This window comes from Kitasatospora sp. YST-16 (genome assembly GCF_026802215.1).
Classification (GTDB): Bacteria; Actinomycetota; Actinomycetes; order Streptomycetales; family Streptomycetaceae; genus Kitasatospora; species Kitasatospora cineracea.
On sequence record NZ_CP113837.1, the window covers coordinates 6,074,968 to 6,090,223 of the forward strand.

Annotated in this window: 7 protein-coding genes; all 7 read left to right on the forward strand. The window is 75.5% G+C overall.

From position 1 onward, the window contains the following. The first annotated feature begins 6 nt into the window (after positions 1 to 6). The 7 genes from OU787_RS27440 (at position 7) to paaI (ending at position 15,194) form a co-directional block, all read left to right on the forward strand. Positions 7 to 2,892 carry an AfsR/SARP family transcriptional regulator gene (locus tag OU787_RS27440; RefSeq protein ID WP_268660946.1) on the forward strand — a complete coding sequence of 962 codons (2,886 nt, stop codon included), beginning with the start codon at positions 7 to 9 and terminating at the stop codon, positions 2,890 to 2,892. Positions 2,893 to 3,170: 278 nt separating this feature from the next. Beyond that, complete coding sequence (locus OU787_RS27445) at positions 3,171 to 3,797, forward strand: hypothetical protein (protein ID WP_268660947.1); 627 nt, start codon at positions 3,171 to 3,173, stop codon at positions 3,795 to 3,797. Between the two features lie 104 nt (positions 3,798 to 3,901). Continuing rightward, positions 3,902 to 4,810 (forward strand): WXG100-like domain-containing protein, encoded by a 909-nt coding sequence (locus OU787_RS27450; RefSeq protein WP_268660948.1) that lies wholly within the window; start codon positions 3,902 to 3,904, stop codon positions 4,808 to 4,810. Continuing rightward, the gene (locus tag OU787_RS27455; protein WP_268660949.1) at positions 4,726 to 5,757 is read left to right on the forward strand and encodes a hypothetical protein; all 1,032 of its coding nucleotides are present in this window, start codon (positions 4,726 to 4,728) and stop codon (positions 5,755 to 5,757) included. Before OU787_RS27450 ends, OU787_RS27455 begins: the two co-directional genes overlap by 85 nt. An 18-nt stretch (positions 5,758 to 5,775) precedes the next feature. Then, a complete protein-coding gene (locus OU787_RS27460) occupies positions 5,776 to 6,750 on the forward strand; it encodes a WXG100 family type VII secretion target (RefSeq protein WP_268660950.1) in 975 nt (324 codons plus the stop codon). Between the two features lie 6 nt (positions 6,751 to 6,756). Continuing rightward, positions 6,757 to 14,652: a WXG100-like domain-containing protein gene (locus OU787_RS27465; protein ID WP_268660951.1), complete on the forward strand. Its 7,896-nt coding sequence runs from the start codon at positions 6,757 to 6,759 to the stop codon at positions 14,650 to 14,652. Positions 14,653 to 14,807: 155 nt separating this feature from the next. Beyond that, the gene (gene paaI / locus OU787_RS27470; RefSeq protein WP_030464574.1) at positions 14,808 to 15,194 is read left to right on the forward strand and encodes a hydroxyphenylacetyl-CoA thioesterase PaaI; all 387 of its coding nucleotides are present in this window, start codon (positions 14,808 to 14,810) and stop codon (positions 15,192 to 15,194) included. Positions 15,195 to 15,256: the final 62 nt, after the last annotated feature.

The window sequence follows — 15,256 nt, forward strand, 5'->3', positions numbered from 1 at the left end:
TATACGGTGAAATTCCGGCTGCTCGGGGCAGTTGCCGCGGACGGAGCCGACGGCGAGCTCCGGCTCGGTCCGGAGAAGCGGCGCAGTCTGCTCGCCCTCCTGCTGCTGCGCCGCAACCGCGCGGTGTCCGTCGCCCAGCTCACCGAGGCGCTCTGGGTCGACGAACCGCCCGCCAACGCCCGTACCGTCGTGCAGAGCCACATCTCCCGGCTGCGCGCCCTGCTCGCCGAGGCCGGGGCCGACCGGCACGGCGTCGGGCTGACCACCGCGGGCGACGCCTACACCCTGTGCCTGCCCGAAGGGCTGCTCGACGTCGAGCAGTTCGACGCGCTGGTGGCCGCCGCCCGCACCGAGCAGCGCTCCACCGAGGTGGTCGGCGCCCTCGAACACGCCCTCGGCCTGTGGCGCGGACCCGCCCTCACCGGCACCGTCCCCAGCGCCCCGCTGGAAGCCTGGCGGCAGACCCTGGAGGAGAACCGGCTCGCCGCCGTCGAGACCCTCGCCGACCACCTCCAGCGGCTCGGCGAACCCGCCCGCGCCGCCGAACTGCTGCGCGCCGAGACGGTCGCCCACCCGCTGCGCGAGTCGCTGGTCTCCGCGCTGATGCTCGCCCTGTTCCGGGCCGGCCGGCAGTCCGACGCCATCACCTGGTACCACCGCACCCGGGAGTCGCTGGCCGACCGCCTCGGCGTCGACCCCGGCCGGGCCCTGAACGCCGCGTACGAGCGGATCCTGCGCGGCGAGGGCGCCGCGGCCGCGGCCGCCGGAGCGGACCACGGGGGCGGAGCGGACCACGCCGCCGGGCCCGCCGACACCGCCGGGCCCGCCGCGGTGCCGGTCGGGGTGCCCGGCATCCCCGTCCAGCGGGGCCGGCTGCGGCCGACCGCGCCCGGGCCCGTCGCCCCGGCGCCCACGCCCGTGCTCTCGTCGGCCAAGGCCCCGGAGCGGGCCGCCGCCGAGCTGCCCGCCGTCGACCTGCTGCCCCGGCCGCCGCGCGGCTTCTACGGCCGGGGCGCCGAACTCGCCGCCCTCGGCGACGCGTTGAGCACCGGGCCGGACGGCGCGATCGCGCTGGTCACCGGCCCGGCCGGGGTCGGCAAGACCGCGCTCGCGCTGGACTGGGCGCACCGGCACGGCCACCGCTTCCCCGACGGCGTGCTGTTCGCCGACCTCGGCGGGTTCAGCGACCGCCCCGACCGCGAACTCGGCGACGTGCTGGCCGAGTTCCTGGCCGCCCTCGGCACCGCCCACGAGGACCTGCCGCCCACCCTGGCCGGCCGCGCCGCCCTCTACCGGCGGGCCACCACCGGCCGCCGGCTGCTCGTCCTGGTCGACAACGCCCGCGAGTCCGAGCAGGTCCGCCCGCTGCTCCCGGCCGGCGCCGACTCGGCGGCGCTGGTCACCAGCCGGCACCGGATGCTCGGCCTGGTCGCCTCCGAACTCGCCCGCCCCGTCCCGCTGTCCGTGCTGGGCCCGGAGGAGTCCTCGGCGCTGCTGGCCCGGGTGCTCGGCCCGGCCCGGATCGCCGCCGAACCCGAGGCCGCCCGCGAACTCGCCGACCTGTGCGACGGGTTGCCGCTCGCGCTGCGGATCGCCGCCGCCAAGGCCGCCGCCGACCCGCGCCGCGGCCTGGCCGCCGTCACCGAGCAACTGCGGCACGAGCAGCGCCGGTTGAACCACCTGGCGGCCGAGGAGATCAGCGTCACCAGCGCCCTGCGGATCTCCTGCGAACAGCTCCCGCCCACCGCCGCCCGGCTGTTCCGCGCCCTCGGCCTGCACCCCGGCCCGATGGTCGACGCCTACACCGCCGCCGCCCTCGCCGACCTCGAACACCCGGACGCCGCCCAGGCGTTGGAGCAGCTCGCGGCCACCCACCTGGTCACCGAGACCGACGCCGAGCAGTACACCCTGCACGACCTGGTCTGGCTGTACGCCCGCCAGCTCGCCGCCGAGACCTCCCGCGCCGAGCAGCGCACCGCCCGGGCCCGGCTCGCCGACCAGTACCTGTACGCGGGCCTGGCCGCCGCGCAGTGCGCCGAACCCGGCAGCAAGCCGTGCTGCGAACCGCCCGCCGGCAGCCACCGCCCGCGCGCCGTACCGGAGTTCACCACCATCGGGGACGCCCTGCACTGGATCGGCGCGCACCGCGAGACGCTCGCCGAGGTGATCGCCACCGCCACCCCCGAACGCACCTGGCGGCTGGTGCTCACCCAGTGGCCGCTGATCCTGCGCCGGGTCCGCGACGGCTGGGTGCCGCAGCTCCAACTCGCCCTGGAGGCCGCCGTGGAGGCCGGCGACCTGGACGGCGAGAGCCAGGTCCGAGCCCTGCTCGGCTGGGTCCTGGTCTCCAACCGCCGCCTGCACGAGGCCGCCGCCTGCCTGGCCCCCGCCGCCGAACTCGCCGCCCGGGCCGACAACCAGGTCGGCCGGGCGATCGCCCTGATCAACCTGGCCGCCGTCCACTCCGAACTCGCCGACCACGCCGCCGCCGGAGCCGGACTCGCCCAGGCCCTGGAGATCGCCCTGGCCGCCGACCACCCGCACACCACCGCCCTCGCCCTGCTCAACCTGGCCCGCCACCACCTGGGCACCGGACGCCCCCGGCCCGCCCTCGACCACGCCCTGCACGGCCTCGCGCTGAGCACCGGCACCCACTCCGACCCGCGCCGCGTCCTGCTGCACACCACCGCGGGCGAGGCGCTCTCCGCGCTCGGCCGCCACCCCGAGGCCCGGGCCCGGCTCGGCGCCGCCCTCGCCGAGGCCGAACAGGTCGGCCACGACGAGGCCACCGCCGAGGTCCTGCGCGCCCTGGCCCGCGCCGAGGACGCCGCCGGACACGGCCACGCCGCCGCCGCGCACCGCCTCCGGGCCGACCTGCTGTCACCCGTCTGATGCCCCGTCAACCGGCCCCGCGCCGGGCGTGATCCGCGTCACGCGCCACCCTGACAATGGAACGTTAACCAGGCGCAGCCGAAAGGCAAACGCCCCTCGGGAGGATGGCCGCACGGCAGCGCGGACCCGCCCGGCCGGCCCCAGGCGCGTGCACGGCTCCGGCCCACCCGACCCCGCCCGACCGGACCGGCCCCCGGCACTCCGCCGCCGAACGGACCGTACGGACCGCACCGGCGGTCCGCGGTCCCATCGGACACGGACAACCCTGGAGGGGCGCGGTGGCGGGCGAGACGGTGCAGATCGACCTCGACGAGGTACAGGCGGCGGCCAAGACCATCGCCGGACTGCTCGACGAGCTGAACGGCCCGATGAACCAGCTCGAGGCCAAGGTCAAGCAGGTCCAGGACAAGGTCTACGGCAGCGACCTGCTCGGCAAGTCCCTGATCGGCGACACCTCCGGCATCGGCGGCCTCGGCACCCACCAGACCCAGGTCCTGGAAGGCATCCGGGAGTTCCTGCGGAACGCCGCCGCGGTCGCCGCCAACCTCCAGACCATGGCGGCCCGCCACCAGAGCGTCGACGAGGAGCACGCCGCCGACCTGCGCCGGCTCAGCACGGAGGCCGGCGGCACCGGCGCCACCGCGGTGGATGCCGTCGCCAGGACGCAGCCCGCCGTGCCGCTGTCGGCGCCGCTCGCCCCCGCCGTGCCCGCGTCCGAAGGGGTCCCGGTCTCCGCCGAGGTGCCGTCCGTCCCGGCCGGCCAGCCGGTCTCCGCGCCCGCCCCGGCCCCGGCGCCCGGCATCGGGTACCACGACCCGACCGCGCCCGACCTCGACTACAACAAGCCCGCCCCGCCCTCCGAGGTCCACTCGGGCGGCGGAGGCGGCCAGCGCAACTACATCTGACGCCCGGTCACCCCCCGCGCCCCCGCGCCCCCGCGCCCCCGCGTCCGCCCCGCTCAGTCCTGCCCCGCTCCGCTCCCCGTCCGCGCCCGAGAGAGCCGCCCGCCATGATCCTGCTGCCCGCCGAACTCGCCGACGTGCTCAAGACCGTCCAGAACAACGAGAACGGCAAGGACATCTTCTTCCCCGACGGGAACGAGGACCTGATCGCGGACCTCGCCGCCGCCTGGGACCGGTGGAACGAGGCCGCCGACGGCCACGTGCAGGGCATCGTCCAGGCCGCCCAGCGGGCGATGGCCAGCATGTCCGGCCCCGCGGCCGACAGCTTCGCCCAGTACCTGCAGAAGTTCGCCTCCGGGGCCGGCTCGCACGTCGCCACCACCCTGCAGGCCGGGCAGGCGATCGCCCAGAGCCTGCACGGCGCGGTGCAGGCCGTGACCGGCACCAAGAACGAGATGATCCGCGAACTCCAGTACGCCAAGGAGTACATGGCGTCCCACCCGGCCGGCAAGAAGAGCGACATCGCCCAGTCCGAGGGCGTCAAGCAGGCCGCGGCGGTCTACCACCAGTACATCGGCCAGGTCGGCAGCAACGTCGACGGCATGCTCCGGCAGAGCGCCGGCCACATCACCGACATGACCGGCATGGCCAAGACCTGCGCCCTCAACAGCAGCAACGGCGGCGGCGCCGGTGCGGGCGGCCCCGCCGGCGGCCCCGGCACCGGCCTGGACGGCCTCACCCCGCCCCCGGTGCGGACGGCGGCGCGGGCAGCGGCCCCGGCGGCAGCGGCGCGGACGCTGGTGGCCTCGGCTCCGGGGCGGGCAGCTCCGGGGCGGGCGGGCCCGGCGGCCTCGGTCCGCACGGCGGCGGCGCGGGCCTGGGCAAGGGCAAGACGCCCGCGATCCAGCCGTTCAAGCCGCTCACCCCGGCGATGCCGACCGTCCCCGACTTCACTTCCGGCAGCGGCAAGCTGCCGGTCTACTCCCCCCTCCCGCTCAGCCCAAGTGGGGGGCTGAGCCTGGCCGGCCTGTCCGGGCTGGACACGGGCAGCGCGCTCGGCGGGGGCTCCGGCTCCGGCGCGCTGTCCCCGTTCGGCGGCGCGGGCGGCGGGGCGGGGGGCGGGGCGTTCGGCCTCGGCGGCAGCGGCAGCGCACTGGCGGGTGGGACCGCCGGCGCCGCCGCCAACGGCCTCGGCGGAGCCGCCTCCGCCGTCGGCCGGGCCGGAGCCGGACTCCTCTCCGCCGCCGGGTCCGGACGTGGGGCCGGACCCGGCGGCACCGCCGCCGGAGCCCACGGCCCCGGCGGCATGGGCGGCGGCGGACGCGGCGGCGCCGGCAAGGACGGCAAGAAGGGCAACCGCTTCCTCAGCCCCAGCCGGTTCGGCGCCGAGATCGAGGACGAGGACCTCCCGAAGACCGACCGCGGCATCCTCGGCCAGGCCGCCGAGACCGACCCGCGCGACCGCAAGTGGCAGCAGGCCCGCCGCCGCTGGCTCGACGACGCCCGCGCCGACGGCGCCCTCACCGACCCCGGGACCGAAGCCGCCCCCGCCGAGACCCCCGTCACCCCCGCCAGCGAGAACGACGCCCTCGCCCTGCTGGCCGGCGTCCTGCGCGGCACCGACGACACCGACGGCACCGCGGACGACGGCCCCGCCGGCCCCGGCGACACCGCGACGGCCGTCGGCGGCGAAGGCGCCAGGACCCAGGACGCCACCACCCAGGCCGCCGACCGCGACGACGCCTACCTCGACCGGGCCAGGACCGCCGCCGCCCGCCGCGGCCACCCCGACGCACCCGCCGTACCCGACGTGGCCACCACCTCCACCGCGTCCACCACCCCGGCCGCCCCGACCGCCGCCGCCGAGGCCAAGCCCGCACCCATCCGGGAGGAAGGCGGCTACCAGGTCCCCAGCCCCTTCCTGCGCGCCGCCCTCACCCGCCTCGCCGCCCCGACCGACTGAACCAGCAGAGGACCCCCCATGACCACCGACGAGCCCGCCTGGTTCACCACCCCGGCCCACACCGCCCGCCACTACCCCGAAGGCACCGTCCCCGCCCAACCCGTCCTGCCCGACGGGGTGGAACCGGCCCGGATCGGCACCGTCCTGCCCGACGGGGTGGAACCGGCCCGGATCGGCACCGTCCTGCCCGACGGCACGTTCCCCGCCTACACCGCGCGGTCGTCCGAGGAGGGGGTGCCGGCGGAGTTCGGTGAGCGGACCTTCCCGGCGTACCAGAACAGGGTGCCCGCCGAGGAGGGGGTGCCTGCGGAGTTCGGTGAGCGGACGTTCCCGGCGTACCGGGCCGGGGTTCCGGCGTCGGAGGGGGTGCCGCTCGGGGCCGCTGACGGGACGGTTCCGGCCGAGCAGGTGGGCCGGGCGGCGTCGGAAGGGGTGTTGGCGGACCGGGCCGGGACGGTGCCCGGGGTGGCGAAGGAGACGGGCGCCGTTCCGGCGGGCACGACGGTGACGCCCCGTCAGCCCGCGGGTGCCGTGGCCAAGACCGCCGGGAGCGCGGGGAGCGCGGGGAACGCCGGGGCGGGCTTCCGGGTCGACCCGGCGCAGTACCTGGCGGCGGTCTCACCGCTGCTCGCGGCGTCCGAGCAGGTGGCCGCGCTGAGCAGTGCGCTGAGCGGCTACCTGCCGTCGCTGGAGTCCCAGAACCCCTGGGGCAACGACGACTCCGGCAAGAAGTTCGCGGAGGGGGAGAAGGGCTACCTGAGCTACAGCCACGACACCCTGGCCGTCCTCAAGGAGCTGTCCGGCGACCTGAAGACCATCGCGGACGGCCTGAAGGCCATGGGCCAGAGCTACCAGGACGCGGACTCGGCGATCACCGCCGACTTCGGCGGCCAGGACCAGGGCGCCGCCCCGCTCCCCCCGGCGCCGTCCGCGCCCCGTCCCCCCGTGCACGTCCCGATGACGCCGCACCTCACCCAGAGCGGAAGGCACTGACCCACGATGGCCACCGAACTCCCGGAACCGCTCCAGTGGGTGCTCCTGCTGCTCGCGGGCTGCCGCTGGCCCGAGGCCGACGAGGACCAGCTCCGCGACATGGCCGAGCACTGCCGCAAGACCGCCGAGGGGCTGAAGGACGCCTCGCGGGGGGCCGACAGTGCGATCAAACGCGCCCTGGACGGCCAACAGGGAAACGCCGCCCAGTCGTTGGGCGCGTACTGGGTGAAGTTCTCGGTCGGCAAGGGCACCGAGAACGAGCCCGGCCGGCTCGGCGGCGCGGTCAACGCGCTCAACGGCATGGGCGACATGCTCGAACAGATGGCCAACTCGGCCGAGACCGCGAAGATCCAGATCGTCGTGCAACTCGGCATCCTGGCCTTCGAGATCGCCACCGCCGAGGCCGAGTCGGTGGTCACCGCCGGGGCCTCGATGCTCCAGGTGCCGGTGATGATCCAGACCCAGCGGCAGATCGTGCTCGGGATCCTGAAGAAGCTCGCCACCGAGATGATCACCATGGCGGCCAAGCAGGCCATCCAGATGGCCGCCATCAACCTGCTCGCCCAGGGCATCGAACTCGCCGAGGGCCACCGCAAGAGCATCGACATGAAGGAAGTCGGCCAGAACGCCCTCGGCGGCGCGATCGGCGGCGCCACCGGACACCTGCTCGGCGCGGGCATCGGCGGCATCGGCAAGAAGCTCGGCGCGGAGGCCGCCCTCGGCTCCACCGTCGGCAAGATGGCCACCGGCGCGGCCGTCGGCGTCGGCGCGGACGCCCTCACCCAGCTCATCACCACCGGCGAAGTCGACGGCTCCTCCCTGCTCGGCTCCGGCCTCTCCGGCGGCGCGGGCGTCGGCCTGCACGCGGCCGGCGCCGCCGCCAAGGCCCACGCCAACGCCCCCAAGCCCGGCGAGGGCCCGCACCTCGACATCCCCGGCCCCACCGCCCCCGGCACCGGCGGCCGCCAGGACGGCCCCCCGCCGTCCTTCACCAAGCCCGACTCCACCCCCACCGGCGAGAGCAGCTACCACGGCCCGGAGGGCAACAGCAGCACCGCCAGCGGCACCGGCACCGGCACCGGCAGCGAGAGCAAGCCCAACGGCCTCACTCCGTTCGGCTCCGGCCGCACCAGCGACGCGCCGCCGCCGTCCTACGCGGAGGCGACAGGCGGTTCCGGCCGCCACGACGCGCCGCCGTCCTACGCGGAGGCCACCTCCGGAGCCGGCCGCCACGAGACCCCGCCGTCCTCCACCGAGTCGCCGTCCGGCGCCGGCCGTCACGACGCGCCCACCGAGCCCGGCCGCCACGAGGCCCCGCCGTCGTACGCGGAGGCGACGGGCCGTCAGGAGGCGCCGCCCTCCCGCCTGGAGACGGCAGGCGGCTCCGGCCGTCACGAGACCCCGCCGTCCTACGCCGAAGCGACGGGCCGTCACGATGCCCCGCCCGTCCACCCCGAGACGACCGGCAGCACAGGCGGCCACGACGCGCCCACCGGCTCCGGTCGCACCGCCGACGCGCCCCTGCCGCACGAGACCACGGGCAGCCACGCGGGCACGTCCGGCGCGCACGAGCCGTCGCCCCAGCCCGCGGCGAGCGTCCGCCCGGATGCCCAGCCCGTCCACGAGGCGAACGCGGGGCACGGCGGCCCGCAGGAGCAGCCGTCCCGGCCGTCCCCGGCGGAGGTCCGTCAGGAGAGCGTCCCGTTGCGGGAGTCGGGGGCCGACGCCCCCCAGGCCGGTGCCGCGCACACGTCCGGCGCCGTGCCGGGCGGCGGGACCGGCTCGGTGCCCAACCTGGCGGGTGCCACGCACATCGACGGCGGCTCCCGGTTGGCGGGTGCCGGGGCGACGACGGTCCGGCCGACGCCGTCCGACGGGGCGTCGACGGCGGGACAGCCGGTCGGCGCCGGTGACCAGGTGCCCCCGGCGGGTACCGGTACGCAGCAGGCGCCGGTGCAGATGCCGATGACGGGCGGCCTCGGAGCCGCCCCGACGGGCGGCGGCGCCCACACCGGCGGCGGTAGCACCGGCGGACACCAGCCGCCGCGCCCGACCGCCTCCGGCCCGGTCACGCCCGGCCCGGTCCGGCCGTCCGGCGCCACCGAACGCCCGTCCGGCGGAACGATCCGCACGGACGCGGAACGCCCCGCCCGCCCGGAGACCCCCGCCCCCGACCGCCCGTCCACCGAGCCCACCGACCGCCCGTCCACCGAGCCCACCGAGCACACCGAGCACACCGACAGCGCTCCGAAGCCGGAGACCGTCCGCCCGGCGGACGCCGACCGGCTGCGGCAGGAGCTGCCGGGCATGTCGGCGCACGAGCGGGCCCAGGAGCTCGCCAACCTCACGCCGGAGAACCGGCGTTGGCTGGCGCGCGACCCGCGGACCGTGGACGCGCTGCGCAACGGCCTGCCGCCGCACGAGTTCGCCCGGACGGCGTCCGAGTTGCTGGTGCACGTGGACCCGCGGGCCGAACGGGCCGCGTCCGCGCGGCAGGAGGCGCAGCAGCAGGTCGCCCGGATGCTCCAGGACCCGGACACCGCGGCGCGGCTGCTGAAAAGCGGCGCGGACGTGGTGATCGTGCCGAAGGACGTCCGGATGACCGACGTCCCGAGCCTGCACGAGCTGCGCACGGTGCGGAACGACTCCGACGCGGCGGCCGGCCGGGCGTACGACGACATGCGCGGTTCGGGCGGGCGGCACGCGGCGGTCACCGAGGAGAACCTGCTCGGCGAGGACACCTCGATCGGGCACGGCGGACACTACGAGGACGGGTACTCCACCACCACCCACGAGTTCAGCCACACCCTGCACCGGCACGGCCTCGACGAGGCCGGGCAGAAGCTGATCACCGAGACCTTCCGCAAGAAGGACGGCGACCCGGACGCGGTCTGGCCGGACGGCCCGGGCCGGGGCGCGAACGGCGAGAAGAACTACTCGTCCCGCGACGAGCAGGAGTACTTCGCCCAGCTCACCAACGCCTACCTCGGCACCAACCACGGCACCGACCCGTACACCGGCGAACCGCGCAACAACGGCGTGGACTGGGTGCGGCACAACGAGCCCGAGATGCTGCCGCTGCTGGAGAAGCTGTACGGCCCGGCCCCGGACCGGCAGGGCGGCGCCAACCCGGTGCACGCCACCGCCGCCGAGAACGACATGTACGCGGGCCTGCGCGAGTTCACGGACCTCGTCGAGGGCAACCACGACACCCCCGAACCGCAACCGCACGAACAACCGCAGCCGCACGCCCGGTCGGACGAAGCCCCGCCGCCCCGCGCCACCGACGACGAACTGCCCGCGCCGCCGCCCGAGCCGTCGCGGCCGCGCCCGAAGATCGAACCGCTGGACAAGCCGCCCACCCCCGACGAGCTGGCGTACATGCACGCCCACCCGAGCGGGGTGGCGATGGTCATCCCACCGACCAAGAACGCGTTCGAACTCGGCGTGAACCGGATGGCGAACAAGTTCCGGCCGACCCCGGACAGGCTGGAGCTGTTCAACTCGATCCTCCCGGAGAAGGACCCCAAGCACGGCAACAGCTCGACGGAGATCGGGTCGAACAACAAGCCGGAGGTCCGGTACAGCGAGAAGGACCACGCGCTGAAGGTGCAGCAGGACCCGGCGACCTTCATGGCCGTCTACGGCAGCGTGGCCAACCACGTGAACCCCCTGGTCAAGGAGCACCTGCCGCCCGGTGACGTGGCGAACAACAGGATCCTGGAGGAGGGCAGCCGGCTCGACTACCGCACCAAGGACCACCACGCGCAGCAGGACGTCCGCCGCAACATCCTGGAACGGCTGGCCCACCAGGACGCGCAGACCGACTGGCACCCGGTGCCCGAGCACGAGGTCGCCGGACGGCTGGCGGGCTCGCCCTCCGCGCTGGACGGCACGCAGCGACTGCTCCAGGACCACGAGGGCATCGTCCTGGGCGAGGCGCACAACCACTCGGCCACCTGGGGGTTCCTCACCGGGAACATGGAGCACCTGAAGAACGCCGGCGTCGACACCATCTACCTGGAAGCGCTGAAGGACGAGGCCGCGCAGCCCCTGCTGAACGAGTACCTGAACAGCCCGGACGGTACCCCGATGCCGGACAAGCTCAGGCGCCTGGTGGCCAGCTACGACAATCATTACAACGCCGGCTCCGACGGCTCGCTCCGCGGTCTGCTGGAGAAAGCGAAGACCCAGGGGATCGACGTCCGTGCCGTGGACGGGTACCCCGCGGCGGCGGACACCCAGAAGTCCACGCAGGAGCAGGAGGCCCGCGCCCGGAGGTTCAACTCGTACGCGCGGCACATCATCGACACGAACGACAACCCGGGCAAGTACGTGCTCGTCACCGGCATGGCACACGTCCACGACCACGCGGTCACCGGCGGCGCCCCGATCCGCGGCACGGCCGACATGCTGGGCGTGCCCGGAGTGAAGCTGACCGGCCCGGACGGGAACCTGGCGACGAGCGAGACCAAGCCCGGCGGTCTCCGGCTGAGCCCGGTGCACGACGCCCCGGTGAACGGGGACGCCGTCCAGCCGGTGCACCAGGACGCTGTCCAGCCCGCGAACGAGCAGCCCGTGCACGAGCAGCCCGTGCAGCAGGACGTCCAGCCCGTGCAGCAGGCGCCGGGCGACCTCCCCTCCTCGCCGCCCCCGCCGCCGCCCGGATCGCGCCCGGCCTCCCCGCCCCCGCCTCCGCCGCCGGTGCACCCGAAGCTGACCGAGGTCGGGACGTTCTCGGGCAGCCAGGACCCGCGCACCAACCAGGAGTTGGGCGACCGGATGACCGCGCTGCAGGTGCACACCGAGCAGGTGTACGCGCAGATCCAGGAGAACCTGGGCAAGCTGGGCCTGGGCGAGGACGGCCCGACCGGCACCCTGCAGTACAACCTCTGGTCGGGGCCCGAGAAGTCGGCGTCCGACCCGAAGCTCGGCCCGGCCTACGGCAACGACCCGGCGAGGACCGGGGAGGGGCAGGCCGCCGCCGCGCCCGGGTACCTGATGAGCTCGACGCCCGAGCACTTCCGGGCGCTGGACGAGATCAAGCAGGGGTACCCGGACGGGAAGATCCCGTCCGACCCGCCCTACCAGAAGGACTTCACCGCCTGGCTGCGGCAGCAGGAGGGGCAGGGCCTGCCGTACGACCCGAAGGCGGCCCAGCAGAAGTTCCACGAGCTGTGGCGGGCGGCCGGCAACCACGAGGGCACGGCGCTGCTGCCGGACGGCTCGATCGCGGTCGGCGAGCACGGCGCCAGGTTCCAGAACGCCTGGGACCGGGCCTCCGACGAGGTCGCCCGGCACGCCACGCTGTCGATGTCGGGCGTGCGCAGCTTCGGTCTCGACGAGGCGAACCTGGCCACCGGACAGGGCACCGCGCACCCGAACCCGATGGGCACCGTGCAGGTCCGGCAGGAGATCCCGATGGTGCGGCGGACCGCCGACGAACTCGCCGGGTCCCTGCACGAGAACGTCCAGGCCCGCCGGGACATCGCCGCCGCGGCGGGTGACCCGGTGCTGCGGGAGGACCTGGCCGGGCTCGCCGACCGGGCCGACCAGGGCATCCGGAAGTTCAAGGAGGGCGCCGACCTGCTCGACCCGGCGAATCCCGCCGCGGAGCGCGCCCGCAGCGCCGACACCATGATCGCGGGACGCAACGAGTTCCTCGGCGCGGTGGGCGAGTTCGACCAGCGGCTGAACGGCCTCGGCCTCCCGGCCGCCACCGACCACGGCGCCGTGCCCCGGACCTCGCCGGAGCCCCCGCAGGGGCACCCGCAGAACGACGGCGAGGGCGGCAGCCCCGGGAACCTCCCGCCCTCCCCGCCCCCGCCGCCGTCCTCCAGGAAGCACGACCGCACCCCGGACCCGGACGAGCAGCCCGGTTCCCCGGCCGCCGACTCCGCGCCCCCGGCGAAGTCCCGCCGCACCGAGGAGTACGAGAACGACCCGGCGGTGATCGAGGGCCGCGGGTTCCGGCCGTTCGGGCCGGAGCACCCGCTCTCGCAGGAGCTGGTGGGTTACCTGGGCGGCGAGCCGAAGCTGCACCCGCCGATGAGCAACTCGCTGCTGCACAAGGTGAATCCGCACGAGGCCCCGGTCCACGAGGCCCCGGTCCACGAGGCCCCGGCCCACGAGGGCCCGGGCGGCAAGCGTCCCGAGGACCTGAACGCCTGCCTGGAGAACGTCGAGGCGTACCGGGACACCCACTTCGGGCGCCCCCGGGTCTCCGGCCAGAGCCTGCACGGCGAGGTCGAGCACGCGGGCGGCGACGCCCTGTGGAAGCGGCACGACGCCCCGGCCCGGTTCGGCGAGGGGCCGGAAGCCGTCCGGAAGCTGATGGAACAGGTGCAGGAGGGCGGCCCGGGCAGCTTCGCCACCGTGATCGGCGCCGGCAAGGACGGCGACGGCCACGCGGTCGCGCTGGTCCACGACCGGGACGGCACGCTGCGCTGGGCCGACCTGACCGACCGCAAGGTCACCACCGCCGACGGGGAGCTCCCCACCGGCTTCGGCGAGGACTGGACGGTCTGGGCCTCCGTCGCCGACCCGCACGAGCAGACCCTCTCCGGCCCGCACGACCCGGCCTTCATGGACCGCTTCGGCACCCTGAACGCCCACGGCACCGACCCGTCCGACGGCATCGGCGTCAGCCACCGGAACCCGCCGGGCAACCCCGTCCAAGGCAGGTTCCCGAAGGTCGACGAACCGCCGAAGCCCGGCAAGGGCCTGAAGGCGCGCCTTCCCGGAACGCCGGAGCAGAAGGCGTACGAGGCGGAGAAGCAGGAGCGGCGCAGGCTGGCCAAGCAGTGGCAGCAGGACGCGGACAGCCTGGAGTTCTGGATGAACCACCGGGGCGGGCGGACGACCGGCACGCTCGTCGAACTCGGCCCGGCCGGAGCCCCCCACCTCTCGTTCGACAAGGCCACCGGAGAGGTGGTCTGCCGCATCGAACCGGGGATGCTCAACAGCCAGTACGAGTCCGTCCCCACCGCGGTCCGCGACTTCATCGTGCACAGCCTGCGGAGCCGGGGCGACGGCTTCGCCGTGGACAACCAGTCGGCCGAGAGCGTCGACTTCATGCGGCGCTACGGGGCGAGCCGTCCGGAGACCCAGGGGTACTGGGAGGCGCAGCAGCAGCGGGACGCCGACCTGGACACCGACGCGGACCTGCTGGCGGGGCAGGGGCTGCCGGAGCAGCCCGGGCCCGCCGAGGTGGACGGCCTGCTGGCGAGCGCCGCAGGCGCCCAGGGGCAGTCACAGGCGCTGCTGGGGGAGCACCAGGGGTTCGTCCTCGGCGAGAACCACGGAGACCAGGGGACCTGGGACTTCCTGCGGGGGAACATGCAGCAGCTCCGGGACTCCGGCGTCCGCACCCTGTACCTGGAGCACTTCACCGACGAGGCGTTCCAGCCGATGCTGGACCGGTACTTCGCCACGACGCCGCCCGGCACGGCCCCCGGGGAGGAGCTGGCAGCCGTCGCCCGCCGGCAGTCGAAGGGCATGAAGCTGCCCGAGGACGCCATCCTCGACACGATCGTCGAGGCCCACCGGCAGGGCGTCGAGGTCCGGGTGATCGACGGCTACCCGGCCCGGCGCAACCGGGAGGGGATCGCCGACGTCGCGGGGGACGAGGGCAAGTACTTCCGGGCGCGGCGGATGAACGCCTACGCCCACGAGGCGATCGCCACCCACCAGGGCGAGGCCCCGCCTCCCGCCAAGTACGTGGTGGTGGTCGGCACCGCGCACGTCAGCACCCACGCGGGGTGGGACGGACGTCCCCCCGTCGCCGGGCTGGCGCAGACCCTCGGGGCCCCGGGGGTGCGGTTCGTCCGGGAACCCGTCCCGGACGGCCTGCCCGGTCGGACCAGGGTGGCCCTGCCGCCCCGGATGGAGCAGGTGCCGTAGCGGTCGGTGCGGCCGTCGGCGCCGGTCGGGGGCTTCCCGGCCGGCGCCGGGCCGTGGCGTCATTGACAGGCCGTCAACGTGATCGGTCTAATGCTGCTGCCGCTGAACGCGCAGCTCACCGGGGGGCCGAAGTGGGACGTTCCAGGATCGACGCAATGTTCGAACGCGACCGGGCCGCCAGTGGCGCGGGGATCGTGCTCGGGGAGGTGTCCGGGGGCCGCGCGGTGGCGCGGATGAAGGTCACCGAGGAGATGGCCAACGCGCACGGGATCGGGCACGGCGGGTACGTGTTCCTGCTCGCCGACGTGGCGTTCTCGTACGCCTGCAACAGCTACGGGCCGGTGGCGCTGGCCCAGGGCGCGCAGGTCACCTTCCTGGCCCCGGCGCAGCTCGGCGACGAGCTGGTGGCGGAGGCGGTGGAGCGGACGCTGGCGGGCCGGCAGGGTGTGTACGACGTGACGGTGCGCACGGCCGCGGGCGCGGTGGTGGCCGAGTTCCGGGGGCAGAGCGTGCTGGTCGCCGGGGTGCCGCACAGCGGCTGAGCCGCCCCGCGGCCGCCTTGCCGCCGCTCGACCGGGGCTCGGCCGGGGCCCCGGCCCGGGGC

What these genes read in the sequence shown, in the direction of transcription:
- OU787_RS27450 (WP_268660948.1), top strand. Translation starts at nt 3,902, where the DNA reads ATGATCCTGCTGCCCGCCGAACTCGCCGACGTGCTCAAGACCGTCCAG.
- OU787_RS27455 (WP_268660949.1), top strand. Translation starts at nt 4,726, where the DNA reads ATGCCGACCGTCCCCGACTTCACTTCCGGCAGCGGCAAGCTGCCGGTC.
- OU787_RS27460 (WP_268660950.1), top strand. Translation starts at nt 5,776, where the DNA reads ATGACCACCGACGAGCCCGCCTGGTTCACCACCCCGGCCCACACCGCC.
- OU787_RS27465 (WP_268660951.1), top strand. Translation starts at nt 6,757, where the DNA reads ATGGCCACCGAACTCCCGGAACCGCTCCAGTGGGTGCTCCTGCTGCTC.
- paaI (WP_030464574.1), top strand. Translation starts at nt 14,808, where the DNA reads ATGTTCGAACGCGACCGGGCCGCCAGTGGCGCGGGGATCGTGCTCGGG.